Annotated in this window: 14 protein-coding genes and 1 pseudogene; 11 read left to right on the top strand and 4 right to left on the bottom strand. The window is 66.2% G+C overall.

The genetic code is table 11. From position 1 onward, the window contains the following. Positions 1 to 106 precede the first annotated feature (106 nt). From GA0115233_RS18915 to GA0115233_RS18900, 4 genes are all read left to right on the top strand, one after another. Positions 107 to 1,342 carry a helix-turn-helix transcriptional regulator gene (locus GA0115233_RS18915; protein ID WP_176711852.1) on the top strand — a complete coding sequence of 412 codons (1,236 nt, stop codon included), beginning with the start codon at positions 107 to 109 and terminating at the stop codon, positions 1,340 to 1,342. 65 nt (positions 1,343 to 1,407) lie between these two features. Next, the gene (locus GA0115233_RS18910; RefSeq protein ID WP_093721427.1) at positions 1,408 to 2,679 is read left to right on the top strand and encodes a restriction endonuclease-related protein; all 1,272 of its coding nucleotides are present in this window, start codon (positions 1,408 to 1,410) and stop codon (positions 2,677 to 2,679) included. Continuing rightward, positions 2,676 to 5,999 (top strand): hypothetical protein, encoded by a 3,324-nt coding sequence (locus tag GA0115233_RS18905; RefSeq protein ID WP_141689538.1) that lies wholly within the window; start codon positions 2,676 to 2,678, stop codon positions 5,997 to 5,999. Before GA0115233_RS18910 ends, GA0115233_RS18905 begins: the two co-directional genes overlap by 4 nt. Before the next feature lie 32 nt (positions 6,000 to 6,031). Next, positions 6,032 to 8,998: an RNaseH domain-containing protein gene (locus GA0115233_RS18900; RefSeq protein ID WP_093721425.1), complete on the top strand. Its 2,967-nt coding sequence runs from the start codon at positions 6,032 to 6,034 to the stop codon at positions 8,996 to 8,998. Between the two features lie 329 nt (positions 8,999 to 9,327). Here the strand turns inward: GA0115233_RS18900 and GA0115233_RS41785 are convergent. The 3 genes and pseudogenes from GA0115233_RS41785 to GA0115233_RS18890 form a co-directional block, all read right to left on the bottom strand. Continuing rightward, positions 9,328 to 9,444, bottom strand: a pseudogene (locus GA0115233_RS41785) (transporter); the annotation flags it as partial. 98 nt (positions 9,445 to 9,542) lie between these two features. Then, complete coding sequence (locus GA0115233_RS18895) at positions 9,543 to 9,956, bottom strand: NUDIX hydrolase (protein WP_093721424.1); 414 nt, start codon at positions 9,954 to 9,956, stop codon at positions 9,543 to 9,545. Continuing rightward, entirely contained in the window at positions 9,953 to 10,612 is a 660-nt protein-coding gene (locus tag GA0115233_RS18890; RefSeq protein WP_093721423.1) for an NUDIX hydrolase, read from the bottom strand. Before GA0115233_RS18890 ends, GA0115233_RS18895 begins: the two co-directional genes overlap by 4 nt. 406 nt (positions 10,613 to 11,018) lie before the next feature. Here GA0115233_RS18890 and GA0115233_RS18885 point away from each other — a divergent pair, with 406 nt between their 5' ends. The 6 genes from GA0115233_RS18885 (at position 11,019) to GA0115233_RS18860 (ending at position 15,636) form a co-directional block, all read left to right on the top strand. Next, positions 11,019 to 11,528: a nucleoside-diphosphate kinase gene (locus GA0115233_RS18885; RefSeq protein ID WP_093721422.1), complete on the top strand. Its 510-nt coding sequence runs from the start codon at positions 11,019 to 11,021 to the stop codon at positions 11,526 to 11,528. Positions 11,529 to 11,608: 80 nt separating this feature from the next. Continuing rightward, a complete protein-coding gene (locus GA0115233_RS18880; RefSeq protein WP_093721421.1) occupies positions 11,609 to 11,908 on the top strand; it encodes a hypothetical protein in 300 nt (99 codons plus the stop codon). A 156-nt stretch (positions 11,909 to 12,064) separates the two neighbouring features. Beyond that, on the top strand, positions 12,065 to 12,649 hold the full coding sequence (locus GA0115233_RS18875; protein WP_093721420.1) for a hypothetical protein: 585 nt from the start codon (positions 12,065 to 12,067) through the stop codon (positions 12,647 to 12,649). A 39-nt stretch (positions 12,650 to 12,688) separates the two neighbouring features. Continuing rightward, positions 12,689 to 13,453, top strand: coding sequence for a hypothetical protein (locus tag GA0115233_RS18870; RefSeq protein ID WP_093721419.1), 765 nt, complete (start codon positions 12,689 to 12,691; stop codon positions 13,451 to 13,453). 2 nt (positions 13,454 to 13,455) lie between these two features. Beyond that, complete coding sequence (locus tag GA0115233_RS18865) at positions 13,456 to 14,847, top strand: hypothetical protein (RefSeq protein WP_093721418.1); 1,392 nt, start codon at positions 13,456 to 13,458, stop codon at positions 14,845 to 14,847. A gap of 51 nt (positions 14,848 to 14,898) precedes the next feature. After that, positions 14,899 to 15,636, top strand: a complete 738-nt coding sequence (locus tag GA0115233_RS18860; protein WP_093721417.1) for a class I SAM-dependent methyltransferase — start codon at positions 14,899 to 14,901, stop codon at positions 15,634 to 15,636. 297 nt (positions 15,637 to 15,933) lie between these two features. On the opposite strand, the gene GA0115233_RS18855 is transcribed toward GA0115233_RS18860, so the two are convergent. Then, complete coding sequence (locus tag GA0115233_RS18855; RefSeq protein ID WP_093721416.1) at positions 15,934 to 16,830, bottom strand: DUF5655 domain-containing protein; 897 nt, start codon at positions 16,828 to 16,830, stop codon at positions 15,934 to 15,936. Positions 16,831 to 17,407: 577 nt separating this feature from the next. Between GA0115233_RS18855 and GA0115233_RS18850 the strand changes: the two genes are divergently transcribed. After that, a partial coding sequence (locus GA0115233_RS18850) for a hypothetical protein (RefSeq protein WP_141689537.1) occupies positions 17,408 to 17,738 on the top strand: 331 nt, incomplete at its 3' end.

Here is a 17,738-nt window from a genome sequence, read left to right as displayed (position 1 = left end):
GGCTTCAGGCACGCCCCCCCGCACTCGCTTGAAATCCCCTCCACGCTGACAGGCACCCGGCGCCTCATCAGTTGCCATGAAGTCTTCACTGAGGTTCCCTACGAGTATGCCGAGGCATCTGCTAGCCGTTGAGCACACCAAGATCAGGGCGCTGCGCGAGCAGGCTGGACTCACTCCGCAGGAGCTTGCTGATCGCGTGGGGGTCACGTACCGCGTGGTCGTGTACTGGGAGGAGGGCAGGTATGCGCCTGAAGCCAGGAACGTGCGGCGGCTCGCCGATGCTCTGGGCTGCGCCACCGCCGACCTCACCGGTACGCCCAGCGGGTCCGAGACGCTGGTTGATCTCCGATATGCCGCTGGTCTCACCGCGGAGGAGGTCGCCACTCGTCTTCGCGCGACTGCCGTCGGCCGTGATCTGTTCGTGGACGCGCACAAAGTCCGCAGCCTGGAGCGGGGCCGTCAGGTGTCCGGCTGGAACTGGAGGAAGCCGGGACACACGGGCCGACTCGTGCAGCAGATTGCCGCCGTGTACGAGGTGCCGGTCCGGATGGTGGTCGACGCCTGGATGCGTACGCGGCCGTCTGATGAGCCCCCGCAGCTGCCCGAGCGGGAGCGGAACGGTCCGCCGGCGTCAGCGGTCGAGGGCTGGGAGGGGCTGAATGAACGGCAGCGGGTCTATCTGGGGGAAATCCTGCGCGATGACCAGATGACTGAAACTGAGATGTGGATGCGCCGGCAGAACCAGGCCAGCGTTCCGCCGGCCAAGCAGTGGCGGAAGTTGCCGTTCGCTCTCGACGCACCCACCGAAGTAGTCGGCCACACGCGCCTTCAGCAGCGCCTGCGGAGCGCTGGCGTCCACGATCAAGGGGCCGGGGCCACCCTCCACTCCCTGGAGCGGCTGGGACTGATCAAAGTGACCAAGGACCGCGTAGACGTTCCAGGGGTCGGCGAGGCGGACCGGACCCTCGTGGAGATCACGCGCCGCGGCCGTGCCTGCGCCCGCGCCGGGCTGGGAGAGCCCGCAGAGTCGGCGCCTCCCGCGCACCTGCTGTCCGAATGGCTGTGGGGCGTTCTGCTGCGTGTCGCCGCGGCCGGCCCGGAAGGTCTCCACGAGAGCGAGCTGACGGGCAAGTCCCTGTTCTACTTGGCTGTCGGCTATCGGCCGAAGCGCCAGGCGCATCCCAGCAGAGGCTTCATCGAACTACGTCCCCGGATGGCACCGGGCGATACGCACGTCCTCGAGTACCGGTGGCACACCACCGCTCTCGGGCAGCAGCACATTGCCTCCTACCTGCACGTCTACACGGAGATGTACCCAGCTGCGGCGTCTCCAGCACAATGATCTTTTAGGGCCGTCCGAGGCCGTTCCGGGGGGATTGTCAGACCCGTGCTCTACCGTCGTCTCCCGTGACGACCCATGTCGATGATGACGGCCTGACGTTCTCGCATTTCGAGGCGTTCCGCCTGATCAACTTCACCTTCATCAAAGCCTGTCAGACGATCAATGCCCCGGACCTGAGCCCGAGGGACCGGGCCGAAAAGCTGATGCGGTACCACGGGGACTTGCTCGCCGCGTACGGCCCCGGAGTGCCGCTGTCGTTCGGCGAGTTCCGTCGAAGGCTGCGCGGTCCCATCGACGGCCTACTCCCGCCGTGGCTGGACCGGTCCGGCTTCGGCGATCTCGACTTTCCCGTTGTCGACGCCGAAGGCTGCGTCACCGGGAACGCCTTCGATCTGCAGTGGGAGACCTCCCAGTTGCACCGGATTTTGAAGCGGCTTCGGCGGATCGGCCGGATGCGGTTCACCGAGGAGCAGCTTCAGGACGAGATCGACCAGGATCAGATGTACGAGATCCTCAAAGGTCGCGGTGACGCCCAGTACGTCAAGGACCGCACCACGCTGGTGGAATGCCCGGCCGGCACGACCGCGGAGCTGAACAAGCGCGGCCTGCCCCTCAACGCGATCGGCTTCTACGAGCCGATCCCCTACCACGCCGTCTACCGCACCTGGTGGTTCCCCTGCACGGTGTGCAAGTGGCCCATGAAGATCAGCAAGCGGATGAGCGCGGGCCGCGAGTACTACCGCGTCGCCTGCCTCTACGGCCGCCACGCCGATACCGGCGCCAGCTTCATGTTCCGCCCCACGTCCGGAGACGCGCCGCAGCTGCATCCGGACAGCCCCGACACCCCGGCTCCCCACGAGGCAGCTCTCGCGCTGGGCACCAGCGGTGCCGTGCCGGAGGCGAAGCCGGTTGAGGGGCATCTGGCCCTCAAACGAGGCGTGTGGCGCTACACCTGCGTGCCCGGCCTGCACGAGCTGCGTTTGCACACCGTTCTGCGGGAGCGGCTGGCCACCGCGCTGGCAGATGTGGACGAGGCCGTCAGGCTCTGGCCGATGAGCGATGCCTACGACCATCGCATCGAGGTCAAGGGCCCTGACGGGAGAACGCACGTCTTCACCGTGGATGTGAAGGACTACACCCACGGCCGTGTCCTGGCCGAGAGCCTGCACCGCAACGAGGGCGACAAGGGCGGCGCCGAATGGCTCGTCGTTCCCGACCACCGGGCCGACCAGATCCCCCTGCTGACCGTGACCTGCCACAAGTACGGAATGAAAGCCGCGACCATGACCGACTTCGCCAAGATGGTCTGCCAGAGCGCCGGGGTGGTGTGGGCATGAGCCAGATGACCGTCAGGGACGCCTTCGTCCGCGCCGCGCTTGCCCTGGCCGCACACTACTTCCCGCAGCAGGACGATGACGGCAAGCCGCTGGCCTCCTTCCGCCACGCGGCGTTCTTCGCCAGCTGCAAACCGCAGGCATGGGAAAGATGGAATGAGCTGGGCAGTGAGGAACGACTGCTCGTGGCCGAGGTGATGAAGCTCAGCAACCCCGACCTCGCCGACGAGAAGCGGTTCGCCTCCGCCGCACGGATCCTCCTGGGCGCCATGGACACCGCCGACGAAGAGGACGAGCAGACCACCCTCCAGCTGTTCACCCTGGCCGGTGATCCTCTCACCGCCACCGCGGCCTACCCCCTGCTGGGAGGGGACTACCTCGGCTACACCAAGAGCCTTCTCGCGCCCTACCGGCGGCCGAGCAGCCGGCGCAAGCCCCACGACTTCGCAGCGCCGGGCCAGACGTACGAGACGAGTGAACGCACCGAGGGCAACGAGATCGTCCACGGGCGCGTGACCATCCCCCGCTTTCCCGCATTCACCCAGCCCCTCGGCCACGACACGCTGCCCGCCCTCACCACCCGGCCCAACGCCGGCACGGTCCCGGTCTACGTCCAAGATCTCAAGGACATCGCACAGCTCCTGGACACCCAGTACGAGGACACAGAGGCTGGCCCCTGGTTGCACAAGGTGCTGACGGGCCTGCTCGACCGCGTCAAGGCCCGTGACACCGACACCGTCAACGTGCTGGAGCTCCTGGCCGGCAGCACCCAGATCTTCCACGCGCCCACCGGAACCGGTAAGTCCGTGCTGGTCCGTCTCCTGGGCTCGTGGGCCGCGCTCAACGGCTACCGCATCACCCTCCTCGTCCCTGATGTGAAGGCCACGCTCGCCTCCGTCTGGGACGTCAGCCGCGACCTCGAGATCCTGCACGAGGCGGGCAAGACCGAGCACCTGGCGACGTGCGCTCCGCTGATGTCGCCGTCTTCACGGCACGAGCGGGCCCTCAAGCACGCATCCCTGGTCAAGGAGGACCCCGACGCCCCCGGGGAATGGGGCAAGCGAGGCCGCCGTGACGTCGACCACCTCGCCTATGGATGCGCACAGCAGCACTGGCTCGACTCCGCCGGCATCTACCGCCCCGGCAAGGAGAACTGCCTGAGCCTGCGTGGCGGCGGAGAGATTCTGGCCTGCCCCTGGATCCCGACCTGCGGCAAGTTCACCCCCGCTTACCAGGCCGCTGACGCCACGGTGATCGTCACCAACCACCACAACTTCATCCAGGGCACCATGCGGGTGGGCATCCAGATCGACGGCCGCCCGGTCCGGTCCGTCACCGTCCGCGAGTTCGTGCTCCGCGCCAGCGATTTCGTCATCATCGACGAGATCGACGCCTTCCAGGCCGTCGCCGTCGACCGCTGCGCCACCACCGTCGATCTGCACTCCCGACGCCCGTGGACCGCAGAACCGCAGGTGCTGGACACCGCGGCCAAGCACCTTCCTCTGCGCTTCGAGGACCAACTCATCGAACCGGTCAGCCACGTCCGGCTCATGGCCGAGTCCCTGCTGACCGGCCTGTGCACCAAGGCATTCCGCCTCAACCACCACGACGATGCCCGAGTCCCGCGGCTGCGGCACGAATACGACTACGAGGGCTGGCGCCTGCCACGCTCCAAGGACCGAGAGCTCATCAGCCTCCTGTTCCCCGAATACCAGGTCAGCGACGGCCAGCCGCTTCCCGCCGAGGCCATCCACCGGCTCAACGCCCTGGTACCGGCACCCGACCTCGGCGAAGACGACGAGACGGCTCCTACACCCATGCTCTTGGACCCCGAGTGGGAACGAGTGAGCAGCGTCCTCGGGGCCGTCGTGTCGCCGCGCGGCATCAACCAGCGCGACGCGCTCAAACTCAGGCTCCACGAGGCCCTCGCCCCGATGATCAGCGACGGCCGCACACGCAACCGGGCCATCGACCACCTCCTCATCCGCACGCTGATGAGCGAACTGGACGTGTCGCTCGCCGTTCTGCGCGACACCGCCCAGTCCCTGCGTCACTCCGGGCTGCTCAGCGCCAACCGCATCATCGACTCGATGCGCTCCGGCGGCATCGCCGACGTACTTCCGCACGGAACAATCGGCAGGCCGATCAACGGCTACCGGGTCACCGGCATGAAGAACCCGGAGAAGGACGCCAAGCTCTCCACGCAGCACATGGCCGGCGACCCGCACACCTACGTGTCGGAACTCGGCGGACTCGTCTCACTGATCACCGCCGGCGTGGAGCGGCCCATCTTCGGGCTCTCCGCCACGGCCTACTTTCCCCAGGCGGTCAAGGAACACGTCCACGCCCCCGTGATGTGGTGGATGACCGACGCCCAGGAAGAATCCATCCTGGTCGAGTCCTCGGCCGTCACCTACGGCAACGGCCACCGAAAGGCCGGAGAACGCATCCCGATCGCCGGCCAGTTCCCCTCCGACAAGCCCGAAGCCCTGCGCGAAATCGGTGAACGCCTGTACGAGACAAAGCTGTCGAGGAAACTCACACGCCTGGCCAAATCGGAATCGACCCGCACCCGCGCCCGCGTGATCCTCACCGCCAACAGCTACGAACAGTGCGGCCACATCGCCACCGGCATCGCCAAGGCGAAAGGGCTCTCCCACCGCGTGTGCGTCCTCGTCCGGGAAGAAGACCGCCTCAGCAACGTCCGCTACCTCCCCGACCCGTCACTGGTCCGCCGCATCACCGTCGAAGAGGTCGAGGAATTCCCCCAATTCGGCGACATCCTGATCGCCCCACTGGCTAACATCGCCAGAGGACTCAACATCGTCGTCAATCTCCGCTCAGCCATCCACTCCATCTACCTGTGCGTGAGGCCCCCGCTGATCATCGACGACCCCACCTGGATGTACGGCAGTGTCAACGCCGCAGGCATCAACTCGTTGCCCGCATCCGGTGCGTCGGATCCCGTCCAGGCTCTGCAGACGGCTCGCACCGCAGCACGCGACCACTTGGCCACCATTCTGCGTTCCTCCCCGCAGTTGTCGACCATGGACCTCGTCCTCCAGGAACAGATGGTCGCCGGAATGCTGGTGTCCCTCATCCAGCTCGCCGGCCGAGCACGACGCGGCGGTACCAACATGGAACTGCACTTCGTGGACTACGCCTTCCACGACGAGACCTGGAGCTCTGACCTGGCCAGCATCATCGAACGCATGGCCTCCCGGTGGCTGCCGGAAGAACGCCAGCAGATGGCCGAACTGTACGGGGAGGCGGTCAACGCCTTCCTGTCCTACGCCGGCGTCGACCTCGCCCTCTCCGCATAGCCCAGCGCTTTTTCCCGAAAGAGATCACAGCATTGAGCGACACCACCACTCTCCCGAGCACCCTCACCCTGCGCTGCACCCCCGAACTCGTCCAGGGCCAGAAGGTGTACGTACGGCTCTTCCCGCGCAGCGTGCGGGATGAATGGGAGAAGCTGAAAGGCGGCCGAGACGACGAGCAGAAGAGCCAGCAGCATCCGGACGAGAAGAAGAATCTGCCGTATTCAACCGCCCTGACCTACCTGAAGTTCAAGACCGGCGGCTACGTCCACCTCGACCGGTACCTCAACTTCCTGGTGTCACTGGAGAAGATCGACGACGAGACCCTGCGCCACGTCTTCCGGTGCGTCGTCGGCTACAGCAAGGGGCTGAACACCGACCAGGCCGTCCTCCTCGATGTACCGCCGGTGGCCGAAGCCATCGCGAACACGCCCGAGCAGGAGTTCGAGATGACGCGCTTCCTCAAGCCGGTGTCCGGCAGGCAGCCGAAATGTCCCGACTGGATGTACGTGGCCGTGCCCTGGGTGATCTCCAAGAAGCTCGCCCAAGAAAAGTTCACTATCTACGACCTCGTCCCGATCACTGAGAAGGTCGCCGCGAAGGAGAAGGACGGCTCCCCCAAGCTCGACGCCAACGGCGAACAGGTCTACAAGAATCGCACGATCGGCTGGAAAGCCAACCCAAACAAAAGGGAAGTCACCTACCTTCCCGACAGCCGGGGCGGCCTCATCGCCTGGGATCACCCTTTCGGACGCAAGTACAACCTCCGTGACGACGCAACCGAGGTCAACGAGGCCACCAAGGCCCAGTACGCGATGTCCCGGCTCTCGGTGGTCATGAAGACCGAGCCCAACGTCATTCACCCGGTCATCTTCCTGGACGCACATGTCACCCGCGTCCACAGCAACATGGTCTACGCGAAGTCCACGCACATCTACCAGGGCAGCGACGGCCTTCCCATCCTGCACACCGAGCTAGTACGCAACGGCAACGTCCGCGCCGTCAACCAGCGCGCCCTGGAACTGCTCGCACGCGACGAGATGGACATCAGCGTCCTGCAAGCCCTGCAGGCACGCGTCACCGAGGAGCGGGACCTGCTGGAAAGGGCCGCCGAGAAGGGGGAATTCCCCTCGTTCATCACCCCTGACGCCGGCGTCATCCGCCCGCTCATGCCGCAGAACGACAACTTCGCTGTCGGCACGGGACCTGGCACCCTCCACCTGCGGCTCCTGGCCGAACACGTCTCCAAAGTGCTGGGCGAGAAGGCCACCTGGGTCGACTTCACGGTGGAACCGATGACCTTCGAGCCGCGCCCCACGGACAAACAGAAGATGGCCCCGCAGGAGCGTGCAAGCCGTATCGAGGCCGGCGAACTCCTCCACAGCATTGGCTTTCCCCCACCCGAAGAGATCACGGCTTCCGTGAAGGCACAGGGTTTCGAGCACCTGCGGATCGTATGCCTGTGGTACCGCTGGAACACCCGCCTTCGCATGATCAACGCGCTGTCCCTGGCCTTCCCGGACGGCCCGCCCATCGGCGATCCCTCGCCGGGCGAGGAGGTCTTCCTCGCTCCCGGCATCAGCGTGGTGTTCCGCCAGGCCGAGCGCTTCCTGTCACACGGCGACGCCATCAACCGGACCGTGGAGTTCAAATCCCTCGAAGACGACTTCGCCGACAGCGAGTCGCAGGTAATGGTCGGCGCCTGGTGCGAGACCGAGATCCCGGCCCTGAAGAAGAAGGACGGAGAGAAGCGAAACGCCTTCCTGCTGCGCAAGGAGCGCTATGACGGAAAGTTCCAAGTCCGCCGCTTCCTGGCCAAGAAGGGCTTCGTCTGTCAGTTCACCACGGGAATGAAACCGGGATCCTTCGGAAACCCCGCAATAGAAATCAGTCCTCCGAAGCCGGGGAAAGACCACGCCGCTTACATGGCGCTCCTCGACCTGTACCGCTCACTTGGGATCATCGACCAGCGCCTCGCGCGGGCCATCGCGAAGGACCGGAAGGGACGCGAGGCGGGGAAACTCGTCTACTGCGGGATCCACGCCCGCCGGCAAGCCAAGACCGCCGACGGCAAGCACACCAAACGCATCATCGTTGCCACCGCCCTGTTCCCGCCGGAGGAGGAGGGCGACGCCTGGACGATGCGAGCGTGGACGCCGCAAATCGGGGCCTGGGTGCCCTACCGGGAGGCAATCGCCGCCTTCCACGCCAGTGACTACGCACTCCACGTCGACGGCAAAGGCGAGACGGACAAGGAACGCTGGGCGGAAGCAGCAGCACACGTCGAAGATGCCCTCTCCAGCCTCGTCCGCGACGAGCTGGAACCCGACATGGGCTATGTCGTCATGGTCGACGGGCACGCCTGCCGACGGATGTGGACGGGCCTCCACAACGAGAATCAGAGCTATCAGGAAGAGGACATCACCGATCCGCGCACCTGGCTGCCGGGGTACGGCAAAGGCAGGAACGCACCGCGCAAGAAGCCGAGCGCGGTCATCCGGATGAACGTCGCGGCGGACGAGGTGCCCCAGTACGTTCCCGTCCCTCGCGAGAGCGATCCGGACACCGAAAAGGAATCCATCCTGTTCGCATCGGCCAAACTACACCGTGCCGAGGTGGACTTCGGGAATCCCTTCTGGATCCTGTTCAACATCCCGCGCAACTATCAAGCCAAGGGCGGAGACCTGGGCAAGTCCATCACTCGCTGGGATGCCGACCCGGGCAAGGGCGGGGAGGAGGGGGAGCGGGAAACGAATGAGCTTAAGGCTCCGTGGTGGGCCGTCACAGCGACCGAGATCTACCCCGTCGGTGTAGCCGATGGGGTCGACCGGACGATGCTCGCACGGGCGACCGCGCGCTTGTGTCACCAGACCATCGCTTGGTCCGACCGCTCCCGCTACCCCGTTCCCTTGCACGCAGCCAAACAGCTCGACCTCGACCACCCTCAGTACCGGCGGTCGGCGCCGCCCGAGGAACAGGGAGATGACGCAGCCGACGAGTAGCCCATGGGCGCGTCACTGGGACGATGCCAGAAGGAAAGGCCGGCCCGCCTCCTGGGCCGGCCGATGGCGGTTAGCGGTGTCGTATCCAAGCGCTACTGATCCAGCCGTGCGACTGGTCGTAGACGCCGTGAACCGCCCCTGATAGCGGCCGATCTCGGGGTCAGGCACGCTGCTCACTGGCACGGCAGGACGGGACTACATAGAACGGGATCGCGGGTAGCCGCTCGTCATTGATCATCCATCGGCACTCCCTGCCCATACGTCGATAGGCATCTCCCGACGGCCACGGACCAGCCGCCAAACACGCCCGGCCAAGGGCCGACAAGAGATCACGCCGCGGGTAACTCACCCGGCAACAGATCCTGCGCCCGCTCCACGTCCCTCGGCGTACGGAGCTGCATTTCCAGATTCCCCGTCACGTGGTGACCGAGACCGGACGCGTCCCGGCGGAGAGAGACGACGGCGGTCAGTGCCGCCACTCCGCCCCGACGACGACAGCACACTCATTCGAGATCACGAGACCGCCACCTTGAGAGGGGAGTGCTCAGGCAGACAGGGTTGCGTCGAGGTATTCCTGCACAGGCTCGAACAACCCGTACGGCACGTAATGCGGGATCTCGTCATGGGCGACCCAAGCGAGTTCGGCCAACTCGTCGGTGTCGGCTACGTGAGCGGTGCCGCCCATCACCTCGCAGGCCGTGTAGGACATCAGCCGGCCAGTCTTCGGATGGACCCGCTCGCCGAGCAGCTTTATGGCGGCCACGTCCAGGCCGGTCTCCTCCCGGGTCTCCCGTACGGCGGCGTCTTCACGCGCCTCGCCGGGCTCGACCTCACCAGCCGGGAACTGCCACGAGAGCTGTCCCTCGCTGACCCGGCGCCGCACCATTAGCACGCGCCCCTCGCTGACGACGATGGCCGCGGCAATGCCCGGCTGCTCCTCCGCTTTCTGCTGCGTCACGTCTGCTCCTCCAGGACAGCCAGGATGGGTGGGAAGATCGTATCTACGGGGATGAAGCGGGGGACCGAGTTTCTTGGGACCCACATGACGTCGATGTTCTCGACTGCGTCGGTGTTGCTGGCTTCGCCCGCCAGGTATTCGCAGAGGAAGTACTCACACAGCACGCCGGTCACGGGATGAAGCCGGTTACCAAGGCGCTGCCGGACCGCACAGTGGACGCCCGTTTCGTCCAAGGTTTCCCGCACGGTGGTGGTCTCCGCCTTGGCTCCTGGCTTGATGACACCGGCCGGGAACTGCCAGGTGATCCCGGCGGCGTCGTCGTCGCGCCGGCACACGAGCAGTACATCTCGGTTACGAATGACCACAGCGATGGCCACGCGCAGCGCCTGGGCACCTGACGGTGTCGAATCTGTCGGGCCCCGCTCCTTCGCCAGCAGTAGCGTGAAGCGCTGCCGTGCAGCCGCGGGAGCTTGTTCGTAGGCCGTGTCGAGGAGCTGCTGCATCTCCCTGCGAGGGACGACGGACGCGTCGGAGTGCCAAGCGGCCACGGTTCTCACGGCGATGCCCAGGTGAGCGGCGAACTGTTCGTTGCCGAGACGTAGGGCGGACTGCAACAGGCAGGCGTAGCGGCCGGTCCAGCGCTCGACCACGTCCATGATGCTGCCCCCTCATCGTCGCTCTGGTGCAGGAACCTGCGCGCGGAAGGTGCACTCCTACCGCACTGGCACTGCATGGTCACGCAGCTGGAGCGTCGGAAGAATCGGAGTCGCCAGGAGCCGGGCAAGCACCCACCACAGGCTCAACCCTTGGGCAGGCCACAGAAGGGACGAGTGCACCAGACGATCACGTGGGGATTCTAGGTGCCTATCACCGGCGGACGACAAGGGAGGCAAAGTTGGCTGGATCGGTCACCTCGGTTGGCTGGTCAGCGATGCCATGCCGACGTCCACCCATCCGGGGTATTGCATGCTCGCCCGAGCACCCCGGGCGGCGCCGGTAACCTCAATTGGTGACGGATGATTGACCGTCAATATGCCGTTACTGGCAAGGCGAAAGGGAGCCATGTCCGAGGTTGAGGTACACACCGTCGAGCGCACGCTCGTCCTGCTCAAGCCCGATGCGCTGGCGCGTGGCCTGGCAGGAAGGATCATCGCGCGGTTCGAGGACGCCGCGCTGAAGATCGTCGGCACCAAGATGAAGTGGATGGACGAGGAGTTCACCCGTCGGCACTACTTCGACCTTGAGGAACGGCTGGGCTCGGAGGTCTACAACGTCACGTCGACGTTCATGCAGCAGGGCCCGGTCATCGCCCTGGTGCTGGAGGGCTTCGACGCCATCGCCACCGTCCGCAAGATCGTCGGCAGCACGTACCCGAACCAGGCTCCGGCCGGCACGGTGCGGGGCGACTTCTCGCACTACAGCGCCGCGGCCAGCATCGCCTCCGGCAAGGCCGTCGCGAACCTCGTACACGCTTCCGGCAACGCGGAGGAGGCCAAGCAGGAGGTGGAGCTCTGGTTCGACAAGGGCGAGCTGCATGACTACAAGACGCTGGCCGAGATCTACACCTACTAGCAGCGGGTCACGGCGTCACTGCGGGGACGCCGTCGCGTTGATCACCACTGGGGCACGACCGTCTGAACCGAGAGGGCACCATGACCAACCAGACCCGCCTGGCCTCCACCGACGAGCTGGAGTCGATCTTCCAGCGTGAGCTGGCGACCGACCTGTGGGCGGCCACCGAGACCGCGTATGCCCTGGCGGCGCGCCACCGCGACCTGGGCGACTGGCCCGCTTCGCGTGAGTGGGCCGAGCAGTGCCTCCGTCTGCTGGAGGGCTTCCCCAGCGAGACGGAGGAGCAAGTCGCCACCGGCCGCACGTCGGTGGGAGGCGTCCAGCTGCCGACCTACCTGCATTCAGGTGTCGTCCAGGAGCGCTTCGGCGCCCTGGGCTGAAACCCACCGATCCCCCGGGGTGATGCGGCCGGGACGGAATTGGCCGCATCACCCCGCGTTCGACCACCAGCCCCATAGCGATCGCCCGACCGGACAGGCCCCGAACGGCAGGGTCCGGCTAGCTTCGCCTTGCCTGAAACGAGGAGGCACAGCCCCGTGGCCGTCGAGATCGAGATGCGCGCCCGCTTCACCAAGGAGGTTCACGACCAGCTCGTCACCCGCCTGAAGGCGGACGGGGAGGACCTGGGCCCCGACGACAAGCACATCTACTTCTACGTGCTCCCCGACCAGCTTCTGAAGGTCACCGACAACACCGCTGCCGGCACCGCCAAGATCACACTCAAGGGGAGCAAGATCGGGCAGGGCGCGGCATTCGCGGAGACCGAGTTCGCCATCGCCCCAGCCGACGTTCCCGCCGCGGTAAAGGTGTTCAACGCCCTCGGATTCGAGACGACGATGCACGAGGCGTTCAACTTCCGTCACAACTTCCGCCTCGACGGCGTCGAGATCGCGGTCAAGTGGAGTGAGGCGTGGGGCTACCACGCCGAGTTTGAGGTCCTGCTGGAGGACGGCGCCTCGAACGCCGCCCGCGCCGAGGCCGAGGCCAAGATCACGGACGTCGCCACGACGCTCGGCGTGACCTTGATGACGGAGCAGGAGCTGGCCGACTTCACCGCTGCCTTCGAGGCGGCCGAGAAGGAGCGCAAGGAGCGCGAGCAGCAGGCCGCGCCGATCCGGTAGGGGACATCACCACGGAGACCACCAAGGGGGTGGGCACGAGTGAGCACGACCCCGTTGACCGCAAGTCTGATCGATCTGGCTGCCCGAGGGCAGCTCCCGCTCCACCAGCACATGGACCGCGCCACCGTCGCATGGATCAGCGACAACAGGCCCGACCTCCCGCCGGCGCCACAGCCAGCCTTGCGCCCGCAGTCGAAGGAGTTGCTCGCGCACGGCGGTCTGCCCACCCGATGGTGGGCAGACCCTCGCCTGTACACCTCGCTCCACGGAGTCCGGCACGCCATGAGGACGGCGGCGCTCGCCGCCCTCCTCGCCGAGGTGAACGGCCTCGCCGAGGCCGACGCAGCCACCGCAATCCTCGCCGCCGCCATCCACGACTGCCAGCGGCGCCACGACCAGGACGACCGCGGACACGGCGCCCGCGCGGCCATCTGGCTCGCTGCGAACGCTGATACTGTCTGGGGCCACTTCGGCCTCACCGCGACACCCCGACGGATCGTGCAGGCATGCACCGCCATCCGCCTGCACGACATCCCGTACGAAGCGTTCACCGCAGACGACAAGGCCGACCACGCCCGGGCCGAGCGCATCACCGACGTGGTCAAGGCCGCCGATGCCCTGGACCGCTACCGTCTGCCGAAGCTGAAGTGGTGGCCGGACGCCCGGTACGTCCGCGAGCCCGCCTTCGACCAGCTACGCGGTCTCGCCTTCAACCTGGTCCTCGTCTCCGAGCGGGCCCACCTCGCCGGGGCCAGCGGCACCACAGCCGTCCGCTACGCGCTCGCCGAGAAGGGCCTGGTCTAGCCGTGGACTTCCTCGACGCTTACCACCTGTGGGCCGACGCCCACGCCTTCTTCGACTCCACCCTCATCCCCAGTCCCTCCGACGACACCGACCCGCTCGCCACTCAGGCCGCAGGCTGGGACAGACGGCTCGCCGAGGACACTCCGAACGGCCACCTGTTGCGGCAGAACGCCCTCTTCGAAGCCCTGAGCGGCAACGGCAAGCTGCACCTGCTGCACGTCACCCACGCTCTGGAGGAGATCAGCCGGCAGGGAGTGCTCTACCCGTCGGGCGGTTGCCTCGTCGGAAGCATCTACTGCGCGCCTCTCACCGCGACCGACCAGGGCTTCCGTATGCACAACCTGGGCGCCTACGTCCTGACCAAGGAAGCGCCGACCTTCCTGGCCAAGCTCGGCGTCACCGACCGCGTCCCCACCCCGCTGATCTTCGAGATCGACACCCCGCCTCAGGTGTACCGCGGGCTCGCCGGCGTGGACTACCTGCGTCTGGGCCTCATCCACCTGCAGATCTACAGCCACCTCGAATATCTGCTGAGCAAGAACGAACGACACCAGCTGCGCGAAACCGTCGTCAGCCGCGTCAAGAATTCGGCTGCGTTCCTCGCCACTGCTGCCGCCGTCGCCTACCAGGGCACTCGGGTAGAAGCCGATCCGTTCCTCAAGCTGCTTGACGAGACGATCCCCCGCCTGCCGATCCTCGGCTACCTGTACTTCGAAGCGGTCGCTGAATACCTGATGCTCCACTCGGTCTCGCACCAGACCCAGCGCCTGGCCGAACTCGGTGAGCTGAACAACTGGCTATACAAGGAGATGCTGTTCGCCACCTTCCCCACCATGGCCGGCAAGTTCGACCTGACGAGGTTCCGTCCCCGCCCGAAGCAGCTCTCCGCGCTCATCCACCGAGTCGACCCGACCATCGATGCCAGCCACGCGAGCGCGTACTTGGTCGAGCGGATCAGCTATCTCGCCGCAGCCCGCTTCTTCGCACCCGGCAACGCCCCCGAAGCCTGGCACCACACGCGCTGGGAGTTCGACTCCCTGGCCACCCAGCTCGGCCCTCTGCTGGGCCATCTCATCCACCGGGAGTTGCGCACATTCGGCCGCTACCCCGACTTCTACTTCTACTTCGACCAGCACAAGGCGCTGCAAGCCTGGAACTACTGGAACCACATGGACATCGTCGCCCCGTTCAACGGCACGATCCCCAAAGGTGAGGTCGGCATCAACCCGGCCTACCCCAACCTCGACTACCGCGTCTGGCGCGCCGAGCAGGACGAGGCCGGGCACCTGCACCCGGCCGAGGAGCTCTCGCTGACCATCGCCCCGCGACTGGTGGACATCAAGTACACCCTCATGCGCAACAACCAGTGGTCCCCCGCACCTAGCGCCGCCTGAGCCACCAGCGGATCCACCCATCACAAGCACTCTCGCACAGGAGCCCCCGTGATGAGTCCCTTCGGTGTACCTTCCGTCGACCTTCTCAGCGAGCAGATCGAAGCCGTCCTCGTCGACCCCGCCACCACCCACGGCCTTGCCCGCGCACTCCGGGCCGCCTCCAAGGAGATCAAACTCCACCGCTACCACCACGCCAGCCGCCACGCCTGGCCCAACGGCCGCATCGACGACAAGCCCGCCAAGGTCCAGATCGGCGGCGGGGCCCACCGCATCGACGGCTTCTTCAACATCGACCTCGTCCCGCCGGCCGACCTCCTCTGGGACATCCGCGAAGGAATACCCCTTCAGGACGACAGCGCCGAGGAGATCTTCTCCGAGCACTTCCTGGAGCACATCGACTACCCGCGCTCCGTGAAGCACTATGCCCGAGAGGCCCACCGAGTCCTTGTACAGGGCGGCCGGATCGTTACTGGTGTTCCCGACGCCGCCCTCGCCTTGAGCCAGTACCCGGCCGCCCTGGAAGGCTCCGACGAGATGATCCGGCGCTGGTACGCCAAGCGCGACGGCCTCGGCGACATCAACACCCGACTCGACCTCGTCAATCTCGTCTTCCGAGACCAGGACGACGACCCCACGTACACCCCGCACCTGTGGGCCTACGACCACGACAAGCTTGTCCAGCTCTTCACCGAGGCCGGCTTCACCACCGTCGAACCCTGGACGTTCGACCCCACCATCGCCAACCCGAAGCGCCAGTGGGGCAGCGTCTACGTCATCGCGACGAAGTAGCGCGCCCGCCCAGCCGTCGGCGCAGACAGGAGCCTTCGGCTACCAGTAGCGCTAGTCGGCCCGACGCACGGCACGAGGACTCCCGCCGCTGAGCCATTGCGCGGTGAGCCAAGAGGTTCAGCGCACCGTGTGAGCGTGGGGCAGCGCAACATAGCGCGGGGTCGCCGGTTAGCCAAACCGGCGACCCCGCGCATCATTGGTAGTCCACCGCCACGTCCTGTCCCTACGTCGAAAGGCATCACACGACGAGCCCGGACCGCCCACACGAGCAGGCACGACCGAGGAACCCGCCAGCGATCACGCCGCCGCGTAGCTCGCCAGGAACAGATCTTGCGCCCGCTCCACATCCCTCGGCGTACGCAACTGCACCTCCAGATCACCCGTCCCGTGGTGACCGAGACCAGAGACATCCCGGGTGAATCCCGGGACAAGGTCGACGTCCTTCGGGTCGACCTTCAGGTAGACCAGCAGCTTGCTCCGCTGCGGCGGACACAGGCAGGCGAAGTTCCGCAGCCGCTGGTACGCCCAGTACGTCTTGCGCTCCACGCGATTCACACCGTCCCCGAGCCCGAGCAGGACTTCGTCGACCGCGCCCGCCAGCTCAATCATCGCCGCACCCTGGACGTCGGCCACTGCCTGGACAACAGACTGGCGCCGTGCCCGTCGGGCCACCTGCACGCCGCCGCTCACGGAGGCCACGGTCTCAAGCCCGAGCAGGTCGCTGCCGAAGAGTCGGTAGCGGACCAAGTCGATCGAGCGCCGGTGCTCGCGCACGGCGTGCACGTCGTAGCGGGTGAAGTCGCCGGCGATGCAGATGAGGCGCGGGCCGCTCCACAGGACCTGGGACGCGGCCGTCACCCCGAGCCGGTCGCGGACCAGGTGCTCGAACTCAGCCCGGTGGTCCATCAGCCACGCCAGGTAGAACAGGCCCTGATTGATCACGCCGGCATCCGTGCCCCGCTTGTACTCGACGATGACCGGAGAGCCGTTCTCGTCCAGCCCGAGCGAGTCGATCCGGCCCCCGTGCACCGGTCCGGTGCTGTATTCGCTCGCCAGGAACCGGACGCCCAGCAGCGTCTCCATATGCGCCTCGACGAGACTCTGTACATCGGCCTCGATCTCAGCAAGACGCGGCATGACCTCGGTCATGCCGCTATTCGTCGTCTCCGTGCGGAACAGCTTCAGGCCCGACACCTTCCCCTCCTCGGCTCGGAGATCGACAACGTCGGGCAGGTGCGGATTTGTTTCCGCTAGGGCCTTCGGAGCCGTAATGAAAGCGCAAGTGCAGGCTGCTCGGTGGCCCCCGCATCCCTCCTGCGGAGTTGCTGCCCACGAACCAGCACGGGAGCCTCACCGGCTCCCAGCACGATCCCAGCACGGTAGAGGTGAGCAGGGGTGATGACAGGTGACAAGGGATCAGATTTCCCAGCACCATCCCAGCACGGGAAAAAACCAGGGGCCCGACTCCTGAAAGTCGGACCCCTTCTGACCTGCACGTTTGCCAGGTCAGTGACGTGGTGGTATGTCACCCGCTACACGTTGAAGCGGAACGTTTAAGACCGCGATGCCACGAAGCCGACTTGCCTTCCTGGCCGCTGACGTGACGGTGAGCGCCCTGCCCTCCGTCTGACACGGATCGTGGTCCGCGCTCTCCTGGGGGTCGAGGCAGGCATCGGACTCCTGCTTCCAGCTGCGCATAAGCGGGTCTCGCGCTCGAGTGGCATACGTGACAATGAGGACGGAGGGAGAACCAGCGAGTTCGGGGGTACGTATGTTCGGCAAGTGGCTGGAGCAGGAGCCAGTGGAGCAGCCAGAGGGCGAGCTGCACTATGAGGCCCTCGTCGAGTCTGGAGAACTCGATGACGAGGAGCTGATGGACCAGCTCGGCCGCGATGTGGCCCGCAACTATCTCGCTCCCAGCGAGCTCGCACTCGTGTTCGACGACTTGGGGTCCCCGGAGGTCGCAGCCTACCTGCGCGCCAACAAGTTCCCCACACGAGTCGCGGTGCGGCACGGTGACTTCGGAGAGATCGTCACCGCTGCCCTCTACCGGAGGGTGCGGCGCTGGTGCGTGCCGATTCTCAAGCTCCGCTACAAGCAGA

Source organism: Streptomyces sp. DI166, from assembly GCF_900091315.1.
Lineage (GTDB): Bacteria > Actinomycetota > Actinomycetes > Streptomycetales > Streptomycetaceae > Streptomyces > Streptomyces fuscus.
The sequence above is the reverse complement of the archived record's forward strand: the minus strand, read 5'-3'. Positions and strand labels throughout refer to the sequence as shown.

What these genes read in the sequence shown, in the direction of transcription:
- GA0115233_RS18915 (WP_176711852.1), top strand. Translation starts at nt 107, where the DNA reads ATGCCGAGGCATCTGCTAGCCGTTGAGCACACCAAGATCAGGGCGCTG.
- GA0115233_RS18905 (WP_141689538.1), top strand. Translation starts at nt 2,676, where the DNA reads ATGAGCCAGATGACCGTCAGGGACGCCTTCGTCCGCGCCGCGCTTGCC.
- GA0115233_RS18890 (WP_093721423.1), bottom strand. Translation starts at nt 10,612, where the DNA reads ATGGACGTGGTCGAGCGCTGGACCGGCCGCTACGCCTGCCTGTTGCAG.
- GA0115233_RS18885 (WP_093721422.1), top strand. Translation starts at nt 11,019, where the DNA reads ATGTCCGAGGTTGAGGTACACACCGTCGAGCGCACGCTCGTCCTGCTC.
- GA0115233_RS18880 (WP_093721421.1), top strand. Translation starts at nt 11,609, where the DNA reads ATGACCAACCAGACCCGCCTGGCCTCCACCGACGAGCTGGAGTCGATC.
- GA0115233_RS18860 (WP_093721417.1), top strand. Translation starts at nt 14,899, where the DNA reads ATGAGTCCCTTCGGTGTACCTTCCGTCGACCTTCTCAGCGAGCAGATC.